This is a genomic window from Methylosarcina fibrata AML-C10 (assembly GCF_000372865.1).
GTDB classification, from domain to species: Bacteria; Pseudomonadota; Gammaproteobacteria; order Methylococcales; family Methylomonadaceae; genus Methylosarcina; species Methylosarcina fibrata.
Window position 1 is genome coordinate 3397904 of record NZ_KB889965.1, and the last position, 15968, is coordinate 3413871.

General features: G+C 47.8%; 9 protein-coding genes and 1 pseudogene. All 10 read left to right on the top strand.

Annotated elements, in window-relative coordinates; genetic code table 11:
• Nucleotides 1-7 precede the first annotated feature (7 nt).
• The 10 genes and pseudogenes from A3OW_RS0115910 (at nt 8) to A3OW_RS0115960 (ending at nt 15787) form a co-directional block, all read left to right on the top strand.
• Complete coding sequence (locus A3OW_RS0115910; RefSeq protein WP_033411762.1) at nt 8-1132, top strand: ImmA/IrrE family metallo-endopeptidase; 1125 nt, start codon at nt 8-10, stop codon at nt 1130-1132.
• Nucleotides 1129-1656 (top strand): DUF4411 family protein, encoded by a 528-nt coding sequence (locus tag A3OW_RS0115915; RefSeq protein ID WP_020564438.1) that lies wholly within the window; start codon nt 1129-1131, stop codon nt 1654-1656. Before A3OW_RS0115910 ends, A3OW_RS0115915 begins: the two co-directional genes overlap by 4 nt.
• Nucleotides 1657-1717: 61 nt before the next feature.
• Nucleotides 1718-3970 (top strand): type I restriction-modification system subunit M, encoded by a 2253-nt coding sequence (locus tag A3OW_RS0115920; protein ID WP_020564439.1) that lies wholly within the window; start codon nt 1718-1720, stop codon nt 3968-3970.
• Nucleotides 3967-5085 carry a PDDEXK nuclease domain-containing protein gene (locus A3OW_RS0115925; RefSeq protein WP_020564440.1) on the top strand — a complete coding sequence of 373 codons (1119 nt, stop codon included), beginning with the start codon at nt 3967-3969 and terminating at the stop codon, nt 5083-5085. The genes A3OW_RS0115920 and A3OW_RS0115925 overlap by 4 nt, the downstream gene beginning before the upstream one ends.
• Nucleotides 5078-6355, top strand: coding sequence for a restriction endonuclease subunit S (locus A3OW_RS25200; protein ID WP_020564441.1), 1278 nt, complete (start codon nt 5078-5080; stop codon nt 6353-6355). The genes A3OW_RS0115925 and A3OW_RS25200 overlap by 8 nt, the downstream gene beginning before the upstream one ends.
• A gap of 66 nt (nt 6356-6421) precedes the next feature.
• Nucleotides 6422-6598, top strand: coding sequence for a hypothetical protein (locus tag A3OW_RS27965; protein WP_020564442.1), 177 nt, complete (start codon nt 6422-6424; stop codon nt 6596-6598).
• 30 nt (nt 6599-6628) lie between these two features.
• Nucleotides 6629-9712, top strand: a complete 3084-nt coding sequence (locus A3OW_RS0115940) for a type I restriction endonuclease subunit R (RefSeq protein WP_026223657.1) — start codon at nt 6629-6631, stop codon at nt 9710-9712.
• Between the two features lie 77 nt (nt 9713-9789).
• Nucleotides 9790-10254: a hypothetical protein gene (locus tag A3OW_RS25205; RefSeq protein WP_020564444.1), complete on the top strand. Its 465-nt coding sequence runs from the start codon at nt 9790-9792 to the stop codon at nt 10252-10254.
• Nucleotides 10255-10669: 415 nt separating this feature from the next.
• Nucleotides 10670-12018 (top strand): annotated as a pseudogene (locus A3OW_RS26555) (IS5 family transposase).
• Nucleotides 12019-12157: 139 nt separating this feature from the next.
• On the top strand, nt 12158-15787 hold the full coding sequence (locus tag A3OW_RS0115960) for an AAA family ATPase (RefSeq protein WP_198291327.1): 3630 nt from the start codon (nt 12158-12160) through the stop codon (nt 15785-15787).
• Nucleotides 15788-15968: the final 181 nt, after the last annotated feature.

Consider the following 15968-nt stretch of genomic DNA (forward strand, 5'->3'; position numbering starts at 1 on the left):
AATTAAAATGGCAACCCTGCAAATATCCCCACATATACTGCGCTGGGCCGCCGATCAACGCGGTCTTAGCCTTGATGCGTTGGTAGGTTTGCTGGGAGCGCCGAGCAAAGCGAATGATTATAAAGCGGGGAAATTGTCTGTCGCTCAAACGGAAAAACTCGCCCAAAAAACGCATATTCCCTTCGGCTATTTCTTTTTAGAAACGCCACCGGCTACGATCGAGCGCAGTCTGCCAGATTTAAGACAGCTACCCGATCACGCGCCATTAAGCGTCAATTTTTTCGATACATTAGATGATGTCCTTCGCAAACAGCAATGGTATCAAGATTATTTGCGCGATCAAGGCGCGCAACCGTTGCCCTTCGTTGGCAAATATGCTTTCCATGCCCAACATGCCCCTGCCAAGGTTGCCGACGATATACGCAAAACCTTGAACATTACCGAGCAGAATCGCCAGGCATCTAAAGATTACAAGGCTTTTTACAATTTGCTGAGCGAAGGAATCGAGAGCATCGGTGTGTTGGTCTTTAGAAGTAGCATCGTCAAAAGCAATACTAAACGCGGTTTGTCTGTCGATGAATTCAGAGGTTTTGCTATTTCCGATGCACTTGCACCGGCCATCTTTATCAATGGTAAAGATAGCGAAGCAGCCTGGATATTTACCCTGGCCCACGAACTGGCGCATATTTGGCTGGGTGAAAGCGGCGTTTCCGACGTTGCTCCCAATCAGCCCAACCAAGTTAACTTAGAGACTTACTGCAATCGAATAGCCGCCGAATTATTGACACCTGAGAACGAGTTTATTCCCGCATGGGAGCAAAATCCCAAGCATTTCGATCTACTCAGCAAAAAATTCAAAGTAAGCCAACTGGTTATTGCCAGACGCGCTTTGGATTTGAGAAAAATCGATTGGACCACCTACCAAGCGATTGCCAATGCGAGTAAAAACACCAGCAAATCTGATGGTGGCAGCCCGTTCCGAAGCTACCCGGTAAGGAACAGCAAAAGACTAACCAACGCTATCGTGGCAAATGCCATTAGCGGCCAGACGATGCTGCGCGAAGCCGCAAGTTTGTTAAATGTCCGCCCAGAAACCGTGCTTGAGTTGGGCAAAAGATTGGGTTTGCGATGACGCCTGCTCACCGTTATTTGGTCGACGCCAACGTATTTATCCAGGCCAAAAATTTCCATTACCGTTTTGAGTTTTGCCAGGGATTTTGGCAATGGTTGGCTGACGGGCACGATGCGGGCTTGCTTTTCAGTACGGCTAAAGTGTTTCAAGAACTCAACGACGGCAATGATGACGATCAAGTAAAACTCTGGGCTAATCAATTGCCCAGCAGTTTTTTTGTGCCCGACACACATGATGCAGCAGTCATGCGAGCTTATAGTCACGTAATGACCTGGAATTTTTCCAACAACCATTACACGCAACAAGCAAAAGACGAATTTGCCCGCGCCGATAAAGCCGATGCATTTCTGATTGCTACTGCAAAAGCTCACGGCTTCAATTTAGCCACTCATGAGCGCAGTTGGCCAGATACCAAACGACGTGTCCTGATTCCCGATGCGGCTAATGTTTTTAGTGTGAACTGCACGATGATTTACGACCTACTCAGTCGCCATGCGGTAGGTACTTTTGGCTTTACACCCTAAACATGCTTTTCTGGCATGGACAGTTCAAATAAAACAATCCGCTTTCCGGAATAACGAATTTATGAGTCCGACCAACTTTCAACAACTAGCCAATTTCATCTGGTCGGTCGCCGACCTGCTACGCGGCCCGTATCGACCGCCGCAATACGAACGGGTCATGTTGCCGTTGACCGTTTTGCGCCGATTCGATGCCGTGCTGGCACCGACCAAAGAGCAAGTATTATCACGTTACGAAACCATCAAAGATAAAGATGCCCAGCTCGTTGACCGTATTCTCAACGAAGTAGCGAAGGATGAAAACGGCACGCCGTTAGGTTTTCACAATCACAGCAAACTGGACTTTTACAAACTCAAAGCCGACCCGGACAACATCGGCCGCCACCTGACCAGCTATATCAACGACTTCTCGGAAAACATCCGGCGGATTTTCGAGCGCTTCGATTTTGAAAAAGAAATCGAAAAGTTGGAAGAAGCCAACCGCCTGTATCAAGTGGTCGCCCAATTCGCCGAGATCGATTTGCATCCCAAACGGGTCGATAACATCACCATGGGCTTGGTGTTCGAAGACCTGATCCGCCGTTTCAACGAATCCGCCAATGAAACTGCCGGGGATCACTTTACCCCGCGCGAAGTCATCCGGCTCATGGTCAATTTGCTGCTGGAACCTGATACCCATGTGTTGACTCAGCAAGGCATTATCGCCACCATTTGCGACCCTGCTTGCGGCACCGGCGGCATGTTGGCCGAAGCGCAAAACTGGATACGTGCTCACAATGACCAAGCGACCGTTAAGGTGTATGGCCAAGATTACAATCCTCGTTCTTATGCAGTAGCCGCGTCCGACTTGCTGATCAAGGGTCACAAAGACAGTTGGGTAGCGCTGGGTAATACTCTTACCGATGACCCGTTTCCAACCCAGCGTTTTGATTATTTGTTGGCAAATCCGCCGTTCGGCGTAGATTGGAAAGCCGAGAAAAAACTGATAGACCGCTGGCCTAATTTTCGCGGTTACAACGGCAAACTACCGCGTGTTAATGACGGCGCTTTGTTGTTCTTGCTGTACATGATCAGCAAATTCCAACCTTATGAAGCAAATAATCGCGATAAGCCCGGTTCGCGTGTCGCCATCGTATTCAACGGCTCACCGTTGTTCACCGGCGGCGCGGGTAGTGGTGAAAGTGAAATTCGCCGCTGGATTATAGAAAACGACTGGCTGGAAGCTATCGTCGCCTTGCCCGAGCAAATGTTTTACAACACCGGCATCGGCACTTTTATTTGGGTGGTCAGCAACCGTAAAGCTGAACACCGCCAAGGCAAAATTCAACTGATCGACGCACGCGAACGCTGGTTGCCGATGAAGCGCAGCCTGGGCGACAAACGCCGTTATCTGAATCAAAACGCAATAGACGAAATCACCAAAGAGCACGGCTCATCAGCTTTAAACAGCAAGGCTTGGTTAAAACTGGATAAAGACGGCAAACCTACAGAATGGCGCACCAGTCCGCCCGATACCGATGCCCCGGAAGGGCAAAAATGGGTCGAGCGCGTCACCAGCAAACAATTCGACAACACCGACTTCGGCTACCGCCGCGTCACCATCCAGCGCCCGTTGCGTTTGCGTTTTCAAATCAGCCAAGACGCCAAGAAACGCTATCTCAATGCCTGCCCGGAACTCTACGATGCGGTGGTCGCCGTGGAAGATAAACTCGGGCAAGAGGTTCATGACGACTGGAACAGCGTTTGGGAACAGGTGCAGGACATCGTCAAAACCTTGCCCGCCGGCTTGGAAGGCTGGGCCAAAGGCGCTAAAGGCACGGCGCAGAAAAAACTGTTCCGCGATGCCTTCACCATCATTAATCCCGACGCCAAGCCGGTGCTTGCCAAACTGCACAAAGCCGAAGCGCCCGATACGGCGGCCTTGTTTCCGGGCCAGACTTTGCCGGAACTTCAGCCCAACGAGCTGCATGCTCTGCTGGGTCTATTCCCCTCTCCCCGTGGGAGAGGGGCAAGGGGTGAGGGTAAATGCTTGGAATACGAAGCCGATCCGGCCTTGAAGGATTTTGAAAACATCCCACTAAAAGAAGACGTACTCAGCTACGTCAAACGCGAAGTCTTGCCCTATGTCGGCGATGCCTGGGTCGATCGGGAAGCCCTGGACGAACAGGACGGCGGTATCGGCAAGGTCGGTTACGAAATCAACTTTAACCGCGAGTTTTTTCAATACCAACCGCCAAGGCCGTTGCATCAGATTGATGCGGAATTGGAAGCCGTGGAAAAGCGGATCATGGCGCTGTTGCGGGAGGTGACGGAGTGAACGAACTATTAATCGACATTCGTGACCTCATTCTCGCCGCGCGCAAGACGGTGGTGCGCTCTGTCGATTTGATTCAGGTATTGACCAACTTTGAAATCGGCCGCCGCATTGTTGAACATGAACAACAAGGCAATCAACGGGCCGAATATGGCGAATCGACGCTAAAGGCGCTTGCTCAAGCGCTGACCGCGGAGTTTGGCAAGGGGTTCTCTCTCACGAACCTCAAAATCATGCGCAAGTTTTATTTAACCTATCGGAAATCAATAAGTCAGACAGAGTTTGACTCATTACCTCGGTTTGAGAAAAGTCAGACAACGTCTGACTTTTTACAAAAATCCCGCATACCGTTTTGGCGATTTGTTGACGAAGGAAAAACACAGCCATTGTCTAGCGGGTTTACCTTAAGCTGGTCGCACTATGTGTTTCTCGTCGGTATCAAAGACGTCGGGGAGCGGAGTTTCTATGAAATCGAAGCGACCGATCAAGGCTGGTCCTTGCGGGAACTCAAACGCCAATTCAATTCCGGCCTTTATGAGCGGCTTGCTCTGAGCCGCGACAAAGAAGCTGTGAAGAAACTGGCCTCCAGCGGCCAAACCATCACCCGTCCCGAGGACTTGCTGAAAGAACCGTATGTCTTGGAATTCCTTGGCCTGGACGAAAAAGCAAAATATTCCGAGTCCGACTTGGAAAGCGCCATCATCGATAAACTCGAACAGTTCTTGCTTGAACTGGGCAAAGGCTTTCTGTTCGAAGCCCGGCAAAAACGTTTCACCTTCGACGAAGAGCATTTTTTCGTCGATCTGGTGTTTTACAACCGCCTGCTGCGCTGCTATGTGTTGATCGACCTGAAAATCGGCAAACTGACTCATGGCGATTTGGGTCAGATGCAAATGTACGTCAACTATTTCGACCGTTACGTGAAGCTGGCGGACGAACAGCCGACGATCGGCATTGTATTGTGTAAAAAGAAACACGATGCGTTGGTGGAAATTACCTTGCCCAAAGAGGCCAACATTCATGCGCGGGAATATCGGCTTTATTTGCCGGACAAGGAATTGCTGCGGCGGAAATTGGCGGAGTGGGGCGAAGACGTTGAGGATGAGCAGAATGAATGAAAATACAGAACGGGGTAACGATAGCGTAATTCGACAGGATGCCGAGTCGGTGATGTCGAGTTACTCTTCTCTAAGCCCACCTATGCGCTTGAAGTTTATTTGTCGTTTAGGTTACGGTGATGCGCTTCCAAAGGAAGAGGAGTTATCTGGCGATGTGCCCGCATTTGGCTCAAACGGCCCGTATTCAACGACTATCGAAAGCAACACTTTGGCTCCAGCCATCGTCGTTGGTAGAAAAGGTTCTTATGGAAAAGTAAATTGGGCGCCTAGCGGATGTTTTGCATCTGACACAACTTTTTTTATTGATAGCAATCAAACCAGCTCGAACTTACGTTGGCTTTATTGGGCGCTCCAAACTCTTAAACTCGACGAAGGTTCTAAGGAAGCGGCTGTTCCTGGATTGAATAGAGAATCTGTTTACGAACAGCGCGTAATATTCCCCGATCAAGAAGCCCAACGCCTAATCGCCGACTACCTCGACCGCGAAACCGCGCGCATCGACGCGCTGCTCGCGGAAAAGGAAAAAATGCTGGCCCTGCTGGAAGAAAAGCGCGCCGCGCTGATTAGCCGCGCCGTCACGCGCGGCTTGAATCCCGATGCGCCGCTAAAGCCCTCCGGCCTCGATTGGCTTGGGGATATTCCGGCGCATTGGAATGTTTGGAAATTAAAGTATGTTGTTTCCAAAATCGGAAGCGGGATAACTCCAAGAGGTGGAGCAGAATCGTATCAGTCTGAAGGTGTTCCACTTTTCAGAAGTCAAAACATTCATTTTGACGGTTTGCGAATGGATGACATTGTGTTTATTGATTCTGAAACACACGAATCCATGAGCAATAGCAAGATATTTGCAGGCGATGTTTTGATAAATATTACCGGAGCTTCAATAGGTCGCTGCTTTTACATTGAAGAGATGCAAAGTGAAGCTAATGTTAACCAACATGTCTGCATCGTAAGGCCTTCAAGCCAAATTGAAACCAAGTTTCTCTATTTCACACTCCGGTCTGACCTCGGCCAACATCAAATTGATCTTTCTCAATCAGGAAGTGGTCGAGAAGGTTTAAATTTTGAATCTCTCGGAAATTTCAGTGTAGTAATACCGCCAGCAAATGAGCAACGCGAAATCATCAAACAGCTTGAAACCGTGGGTCAAAAGAGCGCTGTGTTATTAACTGAAATCCGAAATTCAATCTCTCGGCTTATTGAACGCCGCGCCGCCCTAATCACCGGCGCCGTTACCGGTCGGATTCCAATTGAGGCGATGCGATCATGACTCCAACCTGCTGGATCATCGCGGGTCCGAATGGAGCAGGTAAAACCACCTTTGCGCTGAAATAAAATGATGAATACCCAAAGAAAAACCAACCCATCCGCCGATGGGAAGCGAATACTGGAAACACTCCAGCAGGCAGTCGACAAAACGCTGGAGAAAAAGCGGCGTCTGGGTCAGTACGCAGTGATCTGGAAAAACGGCAAGCCGGTCATGACTGGCGAAGACGCGCCGCGTACAAACTAAACAGGCTGCATGCAGGATAAGGAAGACAGGATGAAGCAGACCAGTGAAGCTGCCTTTGAAACCGCAATCGAAGCCGTGCTGCTGGCCGACGGTTACGAAAAACTATCCTCCGGCGATTTCGATCGCGAACAGGCAATATTTCGAGAGGTTGCCTTAGCCTTCATCCGCAGCACCCAAACCAAAACTTGGGACAAGCTGGAAGCCTTGCATGGGGCGGAAACCGGCGAGAGGGTTTTGCAGGCGCTCTGTAAATGGCTGGATACCCACGGTGCTTTGGCTACATTACGGCACGGTTTTAAATGTTTCGGCAAGACTTTGCGGATTGCTTATTTCCGGCCTGCGCACGGCCTAAATGCCGAATTGGACGCGCGTTACCGGGCGAACCGTTTGGGTTTAACCCGGCAATTGCATTTCAGCCCAAGTAACGACAAATTCGCCGGGAGCGAATTTGGACAGCCATCGGCTGGCCCGCAGGGCGAAAGCCAGGGACGGCGTTCGCAAAAGTCGTTGGATGTGGTGCTGTCGGTCAACGGCATTCCATTGGTCACCTTGGAGTTGAAAAATCCGTTATCCGGCCAAACGGCGGCGGATGCCATTCACCAATACCGCCACGACCGCGATCCGCGCGAACCGATATTTCAATTTACCAAACGGACTTTGGTGCATTTTGCCGTCGATACCGAAGAAGCCCATATGACCACCCGGCTGGCCGGTGCGAACACCCATTTCTTGCCGTTTAATCGCGGCAACAACGGCGGTGCCGGCAATGCGCCGGATAAGCATGGTCGAAATTACAAAACGGCTTATTTATGGGAAGAAGTCTTCACGCGCGATAGTTTGCTGGATTTACTGGCGCGTTTCTTACATCTGAACGTCGAGGAAAAAATATCCGACGAAGGCAAGAAAGTCCGCAAGGAAACCATGATCTTTCCCCGTTACCATCAATTGCAAGCGGTTCGGCAAATGGTCGAAACAGCGGCAGCCGAGGGCGTGGGCCATAACTATCTGATCGAGCATTCCGCCGGGAGCGGCAAGAGCAACACCCTTGCCTGGCTGGCGCACCGCTTATCGAGTTTGCACAACGCCGCCGACCAACGAATCTTCGACAGCGTGATCGTGATTACCGACCGGGTGGTATTGGATCGCCAATTACAAGACACGATTTATCAGTTTGACCACCGCCAAGGCGTGGTGCAGAAAATCGATGAAGACTCCCGGCAACTGGCCGAGGCGCTGGAATCGGCGGTGCCGATCATCATTACCACCTTGCAGAAATTCCCCTTTGTTGCCGGCCAATTGACCAAATTGAACGAGGAGCGCGGCGAAGCAGGCTTAAGTCATCTGCCGACACGACATTACGCGGTGATTATCGACGAGGCGCACAGTTCGCAATCCGGCGAAACGGCGACCGAATTAAAAGGCGTTTTAGGCGGCGCAGCTCTTCGGCAAAAGGCCTTGGAGATGACCAAGGAAGAAGGCGAAATTCAATTCGAACGGCTATATCGATCCATGCTCAAGCGCGGCCGACAAGCGAATATGAGCTTTTTTGCCTTTACCGCCACGCCCAAGCACAAGACCTTAAAAATCTTTGGCCGCAACGGCGAACCGTTTCATCGCTATACGATGCGGCAGGCCATTGAAGAAGGCTTTATCGAAGACGTCCTACGGAACTACGTTACTTATAAAACCTATTACAAGCTGATCAAAAAAGCCGAAGACGATCCTAACGTCGAGCGCAAAAAGGCGGCAAAAGCCTTGGCGCGCTTCATGCGCCTGCATCCGCATAACATCGGCCAAAAAACCGAAGTCATCATCGAGCATTTTCAGCAATTCACCCGGCATAGGATTGGCGGCCACGCCAAAGCGATGGTGGTCACGGGTTCTAGATTGGAGGCTGTGCGTTATAAGCAGGAGTTCGACCGATACATCGAGGAAAAAGGCTACGCCATCAAAAGTTTGGTGGCATTTTCTGGTACGGTCGAAGACGACAAAATCCCGGAAAAAAACTACACCGAAGTGGCCATGAACGATGGGCTGAAGGAAAAGGAACTGCCAGATACATTTGCTAAGCCTGATTACCGAGTGCTGTTGGTTGCGGAAAAATATCAAACCGGTTTCGATCAGCCCTTACTGCACACCATGTATGTCGATAAACGTTTGGCTGGCATCCAGGCCGTGCAAACCCTTTCCCGCTTGAATCGTACACACCCGTTGAAAAACGATACCTTTGTGCTGGATTTCGTCAACGATCCGGCCGAAATTCAGGAGGCGTTTCGCCAGTATTACGATGGTTCCGTGATGGGAGAAGAAGTCGATCCCGACCGGCTTTATGAAATCAAAGCCGAGCTGGACGCTTCGGCGATTTATCTTCAAGAAGAAGTGGATGCGTTTACCAAGGTATTTTTTGCCCCCAAGCGCCGGCAAAGTCCATCCGATCATAAAACCATGAATGCCATTTTGGATCAGGCCGTAGCCCGGTTTGCCGAATTGCAAAAATCGGAAGAGGAAGTCGCCGAGCTTTGGCGCGGCAAGATTCAGGCATTTCGAAACCTGTACAGTTTTTTGAGTCAGGTCATTCCCTATCAAGACAGTGATTTGGAAAAACTGTTTACCTATTTGCGGCATTTGGCTTTGAAGCTACCCAAACGGAAAACCGGCCCCGGTTACCAATTTGATGAAGAAGTAGATCTGGAATATTACCGGCTGCAAAAGATCAGCGAGGGATCGATCAGTCTCAACGAAGGTTTAGCCAGACCGCTGGATGGCCCCAAAGAAGTGGGAACTGGAATGGTCAGGGAAGAAGAAGTCGCGCTCTCACGTTTGATCGATATTATCAATGAGCGTTTTGGCGGCGATTTAAACGAAGCCGACCAGTTGTTTTTCGATCAAATTGCGGAAGCTGCCGTGCAAAATGAATCGTTGAGGAAAGCCGCAGAAGTCAATTCACTGGATAAATTTCAACTGGTTTTCAGCCAAGTGCTTGAGTCTTTATTTATCGAGCGAATGGAGTTGAACGAGGACTTATTTACTGATTATATGGGTAAACCCGAGCTGCAAGCATTGATATCGAAGTGGCTCGGTAGCCAAGTTTATGAGCGATTTTCTGGGAAATAATAGGGTCAATTTAGATACTCAAACCAAGGAAACATCGCCGACTGCCATCTTTAGACATATTTACTTTTTCATTTTCAATGAACATTTTATCTATCGGCTTATTATCATTGATTAGTGCGCTCATGGGCGCATTGCTTACCCATTTTTTGACCGAAAAACGGAAAAGGCGTGAAGAACTTATGGAACAAAAGTTAAAAGCCTATTCTGATTTCATTAATTCCGTTTCGAAAATCATTGCTGCTCGCAGACTAGGACAAACCGAGAATGATACAGGGGAATTGGCGATACTGAACGATGCAAAAATTCGAATCTGTATTTGTGGCGATAAGTCGGTAGTTGAGGCATTAACCGAGTTTTGGGATTACGGCGGTACTTTAGAAAGGGAACACGAGATACTGGCATTTACTCGCCTGTGCATGACAATCCGAGAGAGCCTGGGTTATAACCCACATGATATTGCTGATCTCAATATGTCCAATACGTTATTTAAAATTGAGCCATCTAATTTTTCTTTTAGAAATTCCAATAAAATTAAAAATTAAAAGAATTGAAATTTCTATGCAAAATCTGAAGTTGATCAGCAGCTTTCAAAATAAGTGTCGATGAAACCTTACAACGGATGTTCGAGTTCGACCGAGGCTGTGTAAAAACGTGAAAAATGAAGACAGAAATTATAATTTTTCCCATTTGATTGGTCAGTCAAGAAAGTTAACTCAGTTTAATCTCCACTGATATGAGATATTCGTTGGTTAATTGATGGCATAATTCCACCGCTATTCAGAAATTTGTGTTTTTACACAGCCTGGACCCTTTTCGGTCTTTTACGGTGAGTATTTAGTCGTCCCTGATTAATTCATAAGAAATTGATTAATATCATATAAATGGATATTTATGAGGTCAAAAATTGCAAGAAAATGTTAAAATGGGTTTTATTTTCTTGCAAATTTTCACCGAAAAATGAAGCCCAAACGTCCTCAGGAAGTTGTGCAAAATGACCTTTTCAAAACTCGCCTGGACGAGTTTTTGAACCCGAAACATGAACTTTATCGATTGGCCAGCAAAATAGACTGGGCTCGGCTGGACGAAGAATTCGGCCCGTTTTTTGAAGCAGAACAAGGCGCCCCGGCGTTGTCGACCCGTTTGATCGCCGGATTGCATTATCTGAAACATGCGGAAGGTTTATCGGATGAAGCGGTCGTTAAACGCTGGGTTGAAAACGGTTATTGGCAGTACTTTTGTGGCGAAACCTTTTTTCAGCATGAGGTTCCCTGTCATCCGACCTCGCTGACGAAATGGCGGCAACGGATCGGTGAAGCCGGCTGTGAGTGGCTGTTGTTATTGACGATCGAGGCGGGCGTCGCTACCCGGACCGTGAAGAAACGAGATTTTCAATCGGTCACCGTCGATACTACCGTTCAGGAAAAAGCGGTTGGCTTTCCGACGGACGGCAAGTTGCACGAAAAATGCCGTCGGGAGCTGGTCAAGCTGGCTGGACAACACGGGCTGCCCCTGCGACAGAACTACAATAAAAAGGCACCGCTGCTGTTAGTGCAATCGCATCGTTATCATCATGCCAAGCAAATGAAGCGTAAGCAAAAAGCCCTGAAGCAACTGAAAACCCTGGTCGGGTCGTGTTTATCGGGATATCCTGCGGCAACTGCCGCAACAGGAGCTGGCCGCGCAAAGGGGGCTTCAGGACGCCCTGGCCAAAACCCAGCGGATACTGAATCAGAAACGCACCGACAAAAAACAAACTCTACAGCTTTCATGCACCGGAAGTGGAATGCATCAGTAAAGGGAAAGCACACAAAAAATACGAGTTCGGCGTCAAAGTCGGCATCACGGTGACCAATAAAAGTAATTTCGTGCTGGGCGCCAGGAGCTTTCCCGGCAATCCTTATGACGGCGATACCTTGTACTCCTGCCTGGAACAAGCTGAAATCCTGAGCGGTACCCGAGCCAAAGAAGCTTTTGTGGATTTGGGCTATCGGGGGCGAGAAATACCCGGTGTCACCCTGTACAAGTCAAGGCAAAAACGGGGAGTCCATACCCGACGGTTGAAAACCGCGTTAAAACGGCGCAATGCCATCGAGCCGGTGATTGGACACATGAAGAACGATGGCTTGCTGAGCAGAAATTACCTGAAAGGCCAACTCGGTGATGCCATGAATGCCGTTCTCTGCGCCGCTGGACACAACATGCGTTTAATCCTCAGGCGGTTGAGGATTTTTTGGCCGGAAATCGGGGAAGCCATCTGCCGGTTTTTACAAAATAAAACGGTTCAGGAATCTGTTTATGTTTCCTAATGAGCTGTTTTTTTCAAAAAAATGACTTTTTCAGGGACGACTATTTAATTGTCTGCTTAGAGACTTCAATTGACACTTATTTACAAAAAAATCTGAAAATTTATATTTTCTTCAATTTGGGATAGAAATGGCGCAACACATGACACTCCGTCTGGCCTGGCACAACGATGGCTGGAATGGTCGCATCTGCGAAAAACCGGCAGAAAATACCTATTGCGTAGGTTGTGCCTCTTATCCAGGCGAGATGATCAGAGAACGGCGCGATCTTGAGTGGGAAAGGAAAAATGCAGGTAAGTTGATTGCCGAACTGGACGAACCGCCTGCCTGCATGTACAGCGCTAGTGCATTTGCTGAACATGGCAGCAGAGTCAAAGCTGATCCGCCTGATTTTTTCAAGGATGATACCGAAACAAAGGTATGGGAAATTCCCGCATCCACCGCTTGTATTTGGCCTTATGAGGCAATGTACAACCACGATGATCTGAAAGATGAACATGGCCGATATGACTATGGGAAGCGGTTTGCTTATGCGAAAGACTATTTTGGACAGTTGGAAGCAGACAATAGTCTGATCTTTTATTACGCCAATTATTCCAATCCGTTTAGCGATGATGAGGCGCAACGTTATGTATTGGTTGGTGTTGCCCGTCTCAAAGAAATTGGCGACTTTGTTTATTATGACGGATGTTCAGAGCATACCCTTAAACGTTACAAAGGCTTTGTTTGGCAAAGAAATATAACATCCCACTATCCAGAGCAAGGGCTGCGTCTTCCTTATCATCGTTACCGTAACCAGCCCGATATATTAGAACAATTTGTTGTTTTTCCTGAAAATAGCCAACTATGTAAATATGCAGCTCGACACATCAGCGACGATCAAGCCTTGGGGCTACTGGAACAGATATTAGAATCTGTACGTGTCTTGCGTGACGACATTCAGGACGATAGTGAGAACTGGACACAACGCATTGAGTGGCTGGAAAGTCTGGTAGCTGAACTTTGGCGTAGCCGTGGTGCATATCCTGGTATGCCCGCTGTACTTGAGTTTCTAGGATTACATGAAGCTATCAGCAGTTTCCGCAATGCTGTTCTGGCAGGTAAAGAAAAGGAAATAATACAGGAAATCCATGACTTCTGTGCGGAACGTGCCGATGGTATTGGTGAATACCTGCCGTATGCTGCTGAAAAGAGGAAAGTTGTTCGCAGTATTCGACTAAATGCTGGTCAGTATCTTGACACATTGTTAGGAAAAATTGCCCGTTGTGCTATCACCATTAATCAGTTAGAAAAAATCATGGATGAAGAAGCAACACAATGGGGTATTACGGCTCCTCTGGAAGATATTGGTGATAACCTTTATCTTCTCGCTGAACAGTACCAAGGTGAAAATGCAGATGACCGTATCACCTGGAGCATGGTTGACCGTGGTGCCATTTCCTCACCAGATACAGGTGTTGAACCATTATCTGACACGAATTCTCCCGAAAGAACTCGTGCCATTCTGCTGGAAACATTACGGAGCAATGCTCAACAAACCTTCATTAAAGCCGATGTTTTACTGGATCAGGTAAATCGTCGTATCAAGGCACAACCGGAGTGGAAACAGAATTTTCTCACCCAACGCTATCTTGCTATAGATGCTGAGTTTTTGAGGGGAGCCTTGTATCTTCGTGAAGAATCCAATGGATTGTACCTCTATGACTTGCTGAATTGGAATCAGGAAAGGCTGATTGAAGAGCGTTTAAACGGGTTATTGAACAGTTCGGACATTCGTTTGCCACGACCTGTGACAGAAGCATTTTGGCAAACAGAGCTTTTCAAGGAAGATAGCCCACTGGCAATCAAGGCTCGTAAGGAATACCAGCAGGCTATTGATGGACAGAAAGATGCCTGCGGCAGAATTTTCAATAAAAAGCTTTCCGTCCTGACCGGTGGAGCTGGGACTGGCAAAAGTACAGTTATTGCAGCACTCATTAAAGCGGCTTACAAAGCTCATGGAGAGGCGACAGGTATTGCCGTTATTGCGCCAACAGGCAAAGCGACTGACCGCTTGCGTAGCGAATTTAATAAAGACGACAGCCTTATAAGGGTTACTGCGGCCACTATTCATTCCCTGTTGGCAAAGCATGGTTGGTTGAATTCAAACATGACATTTCGCCTTCAGGGTGGTAAGCCCATTGAGGATTTCAATACCATCATCCTAGATGAGTGCTCGATGATTGATCTGTCCTTGATTTCGGCTTTGTTCCGTGCAGTGAAATGGAGCAATGTTCAACGCTTGATTCTGGTTGGAGACCCTGCACAACTTCCGCCAATTGGTGTTGGCAAAGTCTTCGCTGATGTAGTGGGATATATCCGCAAGGAATACCCGGAACACCTGGCTGAACTGAAAGGCAATCTGCGTCAGATGCTTAATCGTGTGGAAGGCAAAGGTAATGGAATTCTGGATTTTGCACAGTGTTTCATCAATCAAGTTGCTCGTCCGACACAAGTGTCAACAGATTCAACTTCACAAGCGGATTTTGATACCGCAAAACAGGACAGAAAAGAATTCATCCAAAAATTGCACGAAGGTGGGCCAGTCGATAAAGATTTAACGGTTGAATACTGGAGTGATGCTGAAAACTTAACCGATAAACTTATCCATCAAATTTCCAAAGATTTGAGTACTGCCGCTAACGAAGAAGAAAGCAGTGCAAAGATTTGGGGAAATGCGTTAAATGAAAATATCAACGCTTTCCAGATACTTTCACCCGTGCGTGGCGAAATATACGGCACTGAGTCTATAAACCTTGCCTGTCAACAACACAAAAGCAGTTACTGGCTCAACAAAGGCAACATTGATGGCATTACCGTGTATGACAAGGTAATTCAGGTCGTCAATCGTCCCATATCAAAACCGTTATACGGTTATGACTATGCAACGAAGTCCAGTTGTACCTGTGAAGTATTCAATGGTGAATTGGGACTCGTCCGCTTACATGCGTTCGACGGTAACAAATACAAGAACCCTCATTTTCGTTTAGAACGATTTAGTGTTGATTTTGCCAATAAACATGGGGTTCGTATTCACTATGGAAAAGAGTTAGGCAAACATAATAACCGCTACATTCCTGTTACCAAACCGAGTGAAAACCTTGAACTAGGCTATGCCATTTCCGTACATAAATCCCAAGGTAGTGAGTTCGAGCGCGTTTACTTCGTCCTCCCAAAATCAACCCTGAAAAGTCAGGCAATGGAGTTGGCCTATACTGCACTGACCCGCGCCACCAAACACTGCATGGTTTATGTGCAAGGTTCGGTAGAAACCCTGATCAATGCCATGCGCCCCGAACAATCAGCCCTGAAGCTGATCAATTCATCTCTGTTCACCTTCCAGCCTGTACCAGAACAATTGCTTAAACGTGATGAATGGTACAAGGCAGGCAAGGTACACTCGACACTGACAGCAGACATGGTTCGCAGCAAGTCTGAAGTTATTATTGCCAACTTGTTACACTCAAAAGGTATTGATTTTGCCTATGAACAGTCTTTGCTGGCACCCGATGGCACCATGATGCTGCCTGATTTTACCATTAAGGCAATGGGCGAAATCTTCATCTGGGAGCATTGGGGTATGTTGAGCGATAAATACAGGGAGAGGATGGAAGAGAAAAAAGCATGGTATCAAAAACACTTCCCTCACTACGTACTATTGGAAACGTATGAATATGACTATCAACAACTGACTAATAAAGCTGAGAAATTGATTGATGCAAATTTCAATTAACTCATGCTTCGGCGTATCACTACCTCCGCATTTATATATTGAGAATAGCAAATGTTAAATGACTTCTATGGAGCCTTAGTTGTAGATATACGGCGCGTCCCTTAGACCCATTTTGTTAGGCCAGAGAGTACGTCCAAAACCGTGCAGCCACAAGCAAACAAGCGATGTGCTTCGAGAAGGC

Excerpts from the sequence above, each read along its gene's own strand:
- A3OW_RS0115910 (WP_033411762.1), top strand. The coding sequence starts at position 8 with ATGGCAACCCTGCAAATATCCCCACATATACTGCGCTGGGCCGCCGAT.
- A3OW_RS0115915 (WP_020564438.1), top strand. The coding sequence starts at position 1,129 with ATGACGCCTGCTCACCGTTATTTGGTCGACGCCAACGTATTTATCCAG.
- A3OW_RS0115920 (WP_020564439.1), top strand. The coding sequence starts at position 1,718 with ATGAGTCCGACCAACTTTCAACAACTAGCCAATTTCATCTGGTCGGTC.
- A3OW_RS25200 (WP_020564441.1), top strand. The coding sequence starts at position 5,078 with ATGAATGAAAATACAGAACGGGGTAACGATAGCGTAATTCGACAGGAT.
- A3OW_RS27965 (WP_020564442.1), top strand. The coding sequence starts at position 6,422 with ATGATGAATACCCAAAGAAAAACCAACCCATCCGCCGATGGGAAGCGA.
- A3OW_RS0115940 (WP_026223657.1), top strand. The coding sequence starts at position 6,629 with ATGAAGCAGACCAGTGAAGCTGCCTTTGAAACCGCAATCGAAGCCGTG.
- A3OW_RS25205 (WP_020564444.1), top strand. The coding sequence starts at position 9,790 with ATGAACATTTTATCTATCGGCTTATTATCATTGATTAGTGCGCTCATG.
- A3OW_RS0115960 (WP_198291327.1), top strand. The coding sequence starts at position 12,158 with ATGACACTCCGTCTGGCCTGGCACAACGATGGCTGGAATGGTCGCATC.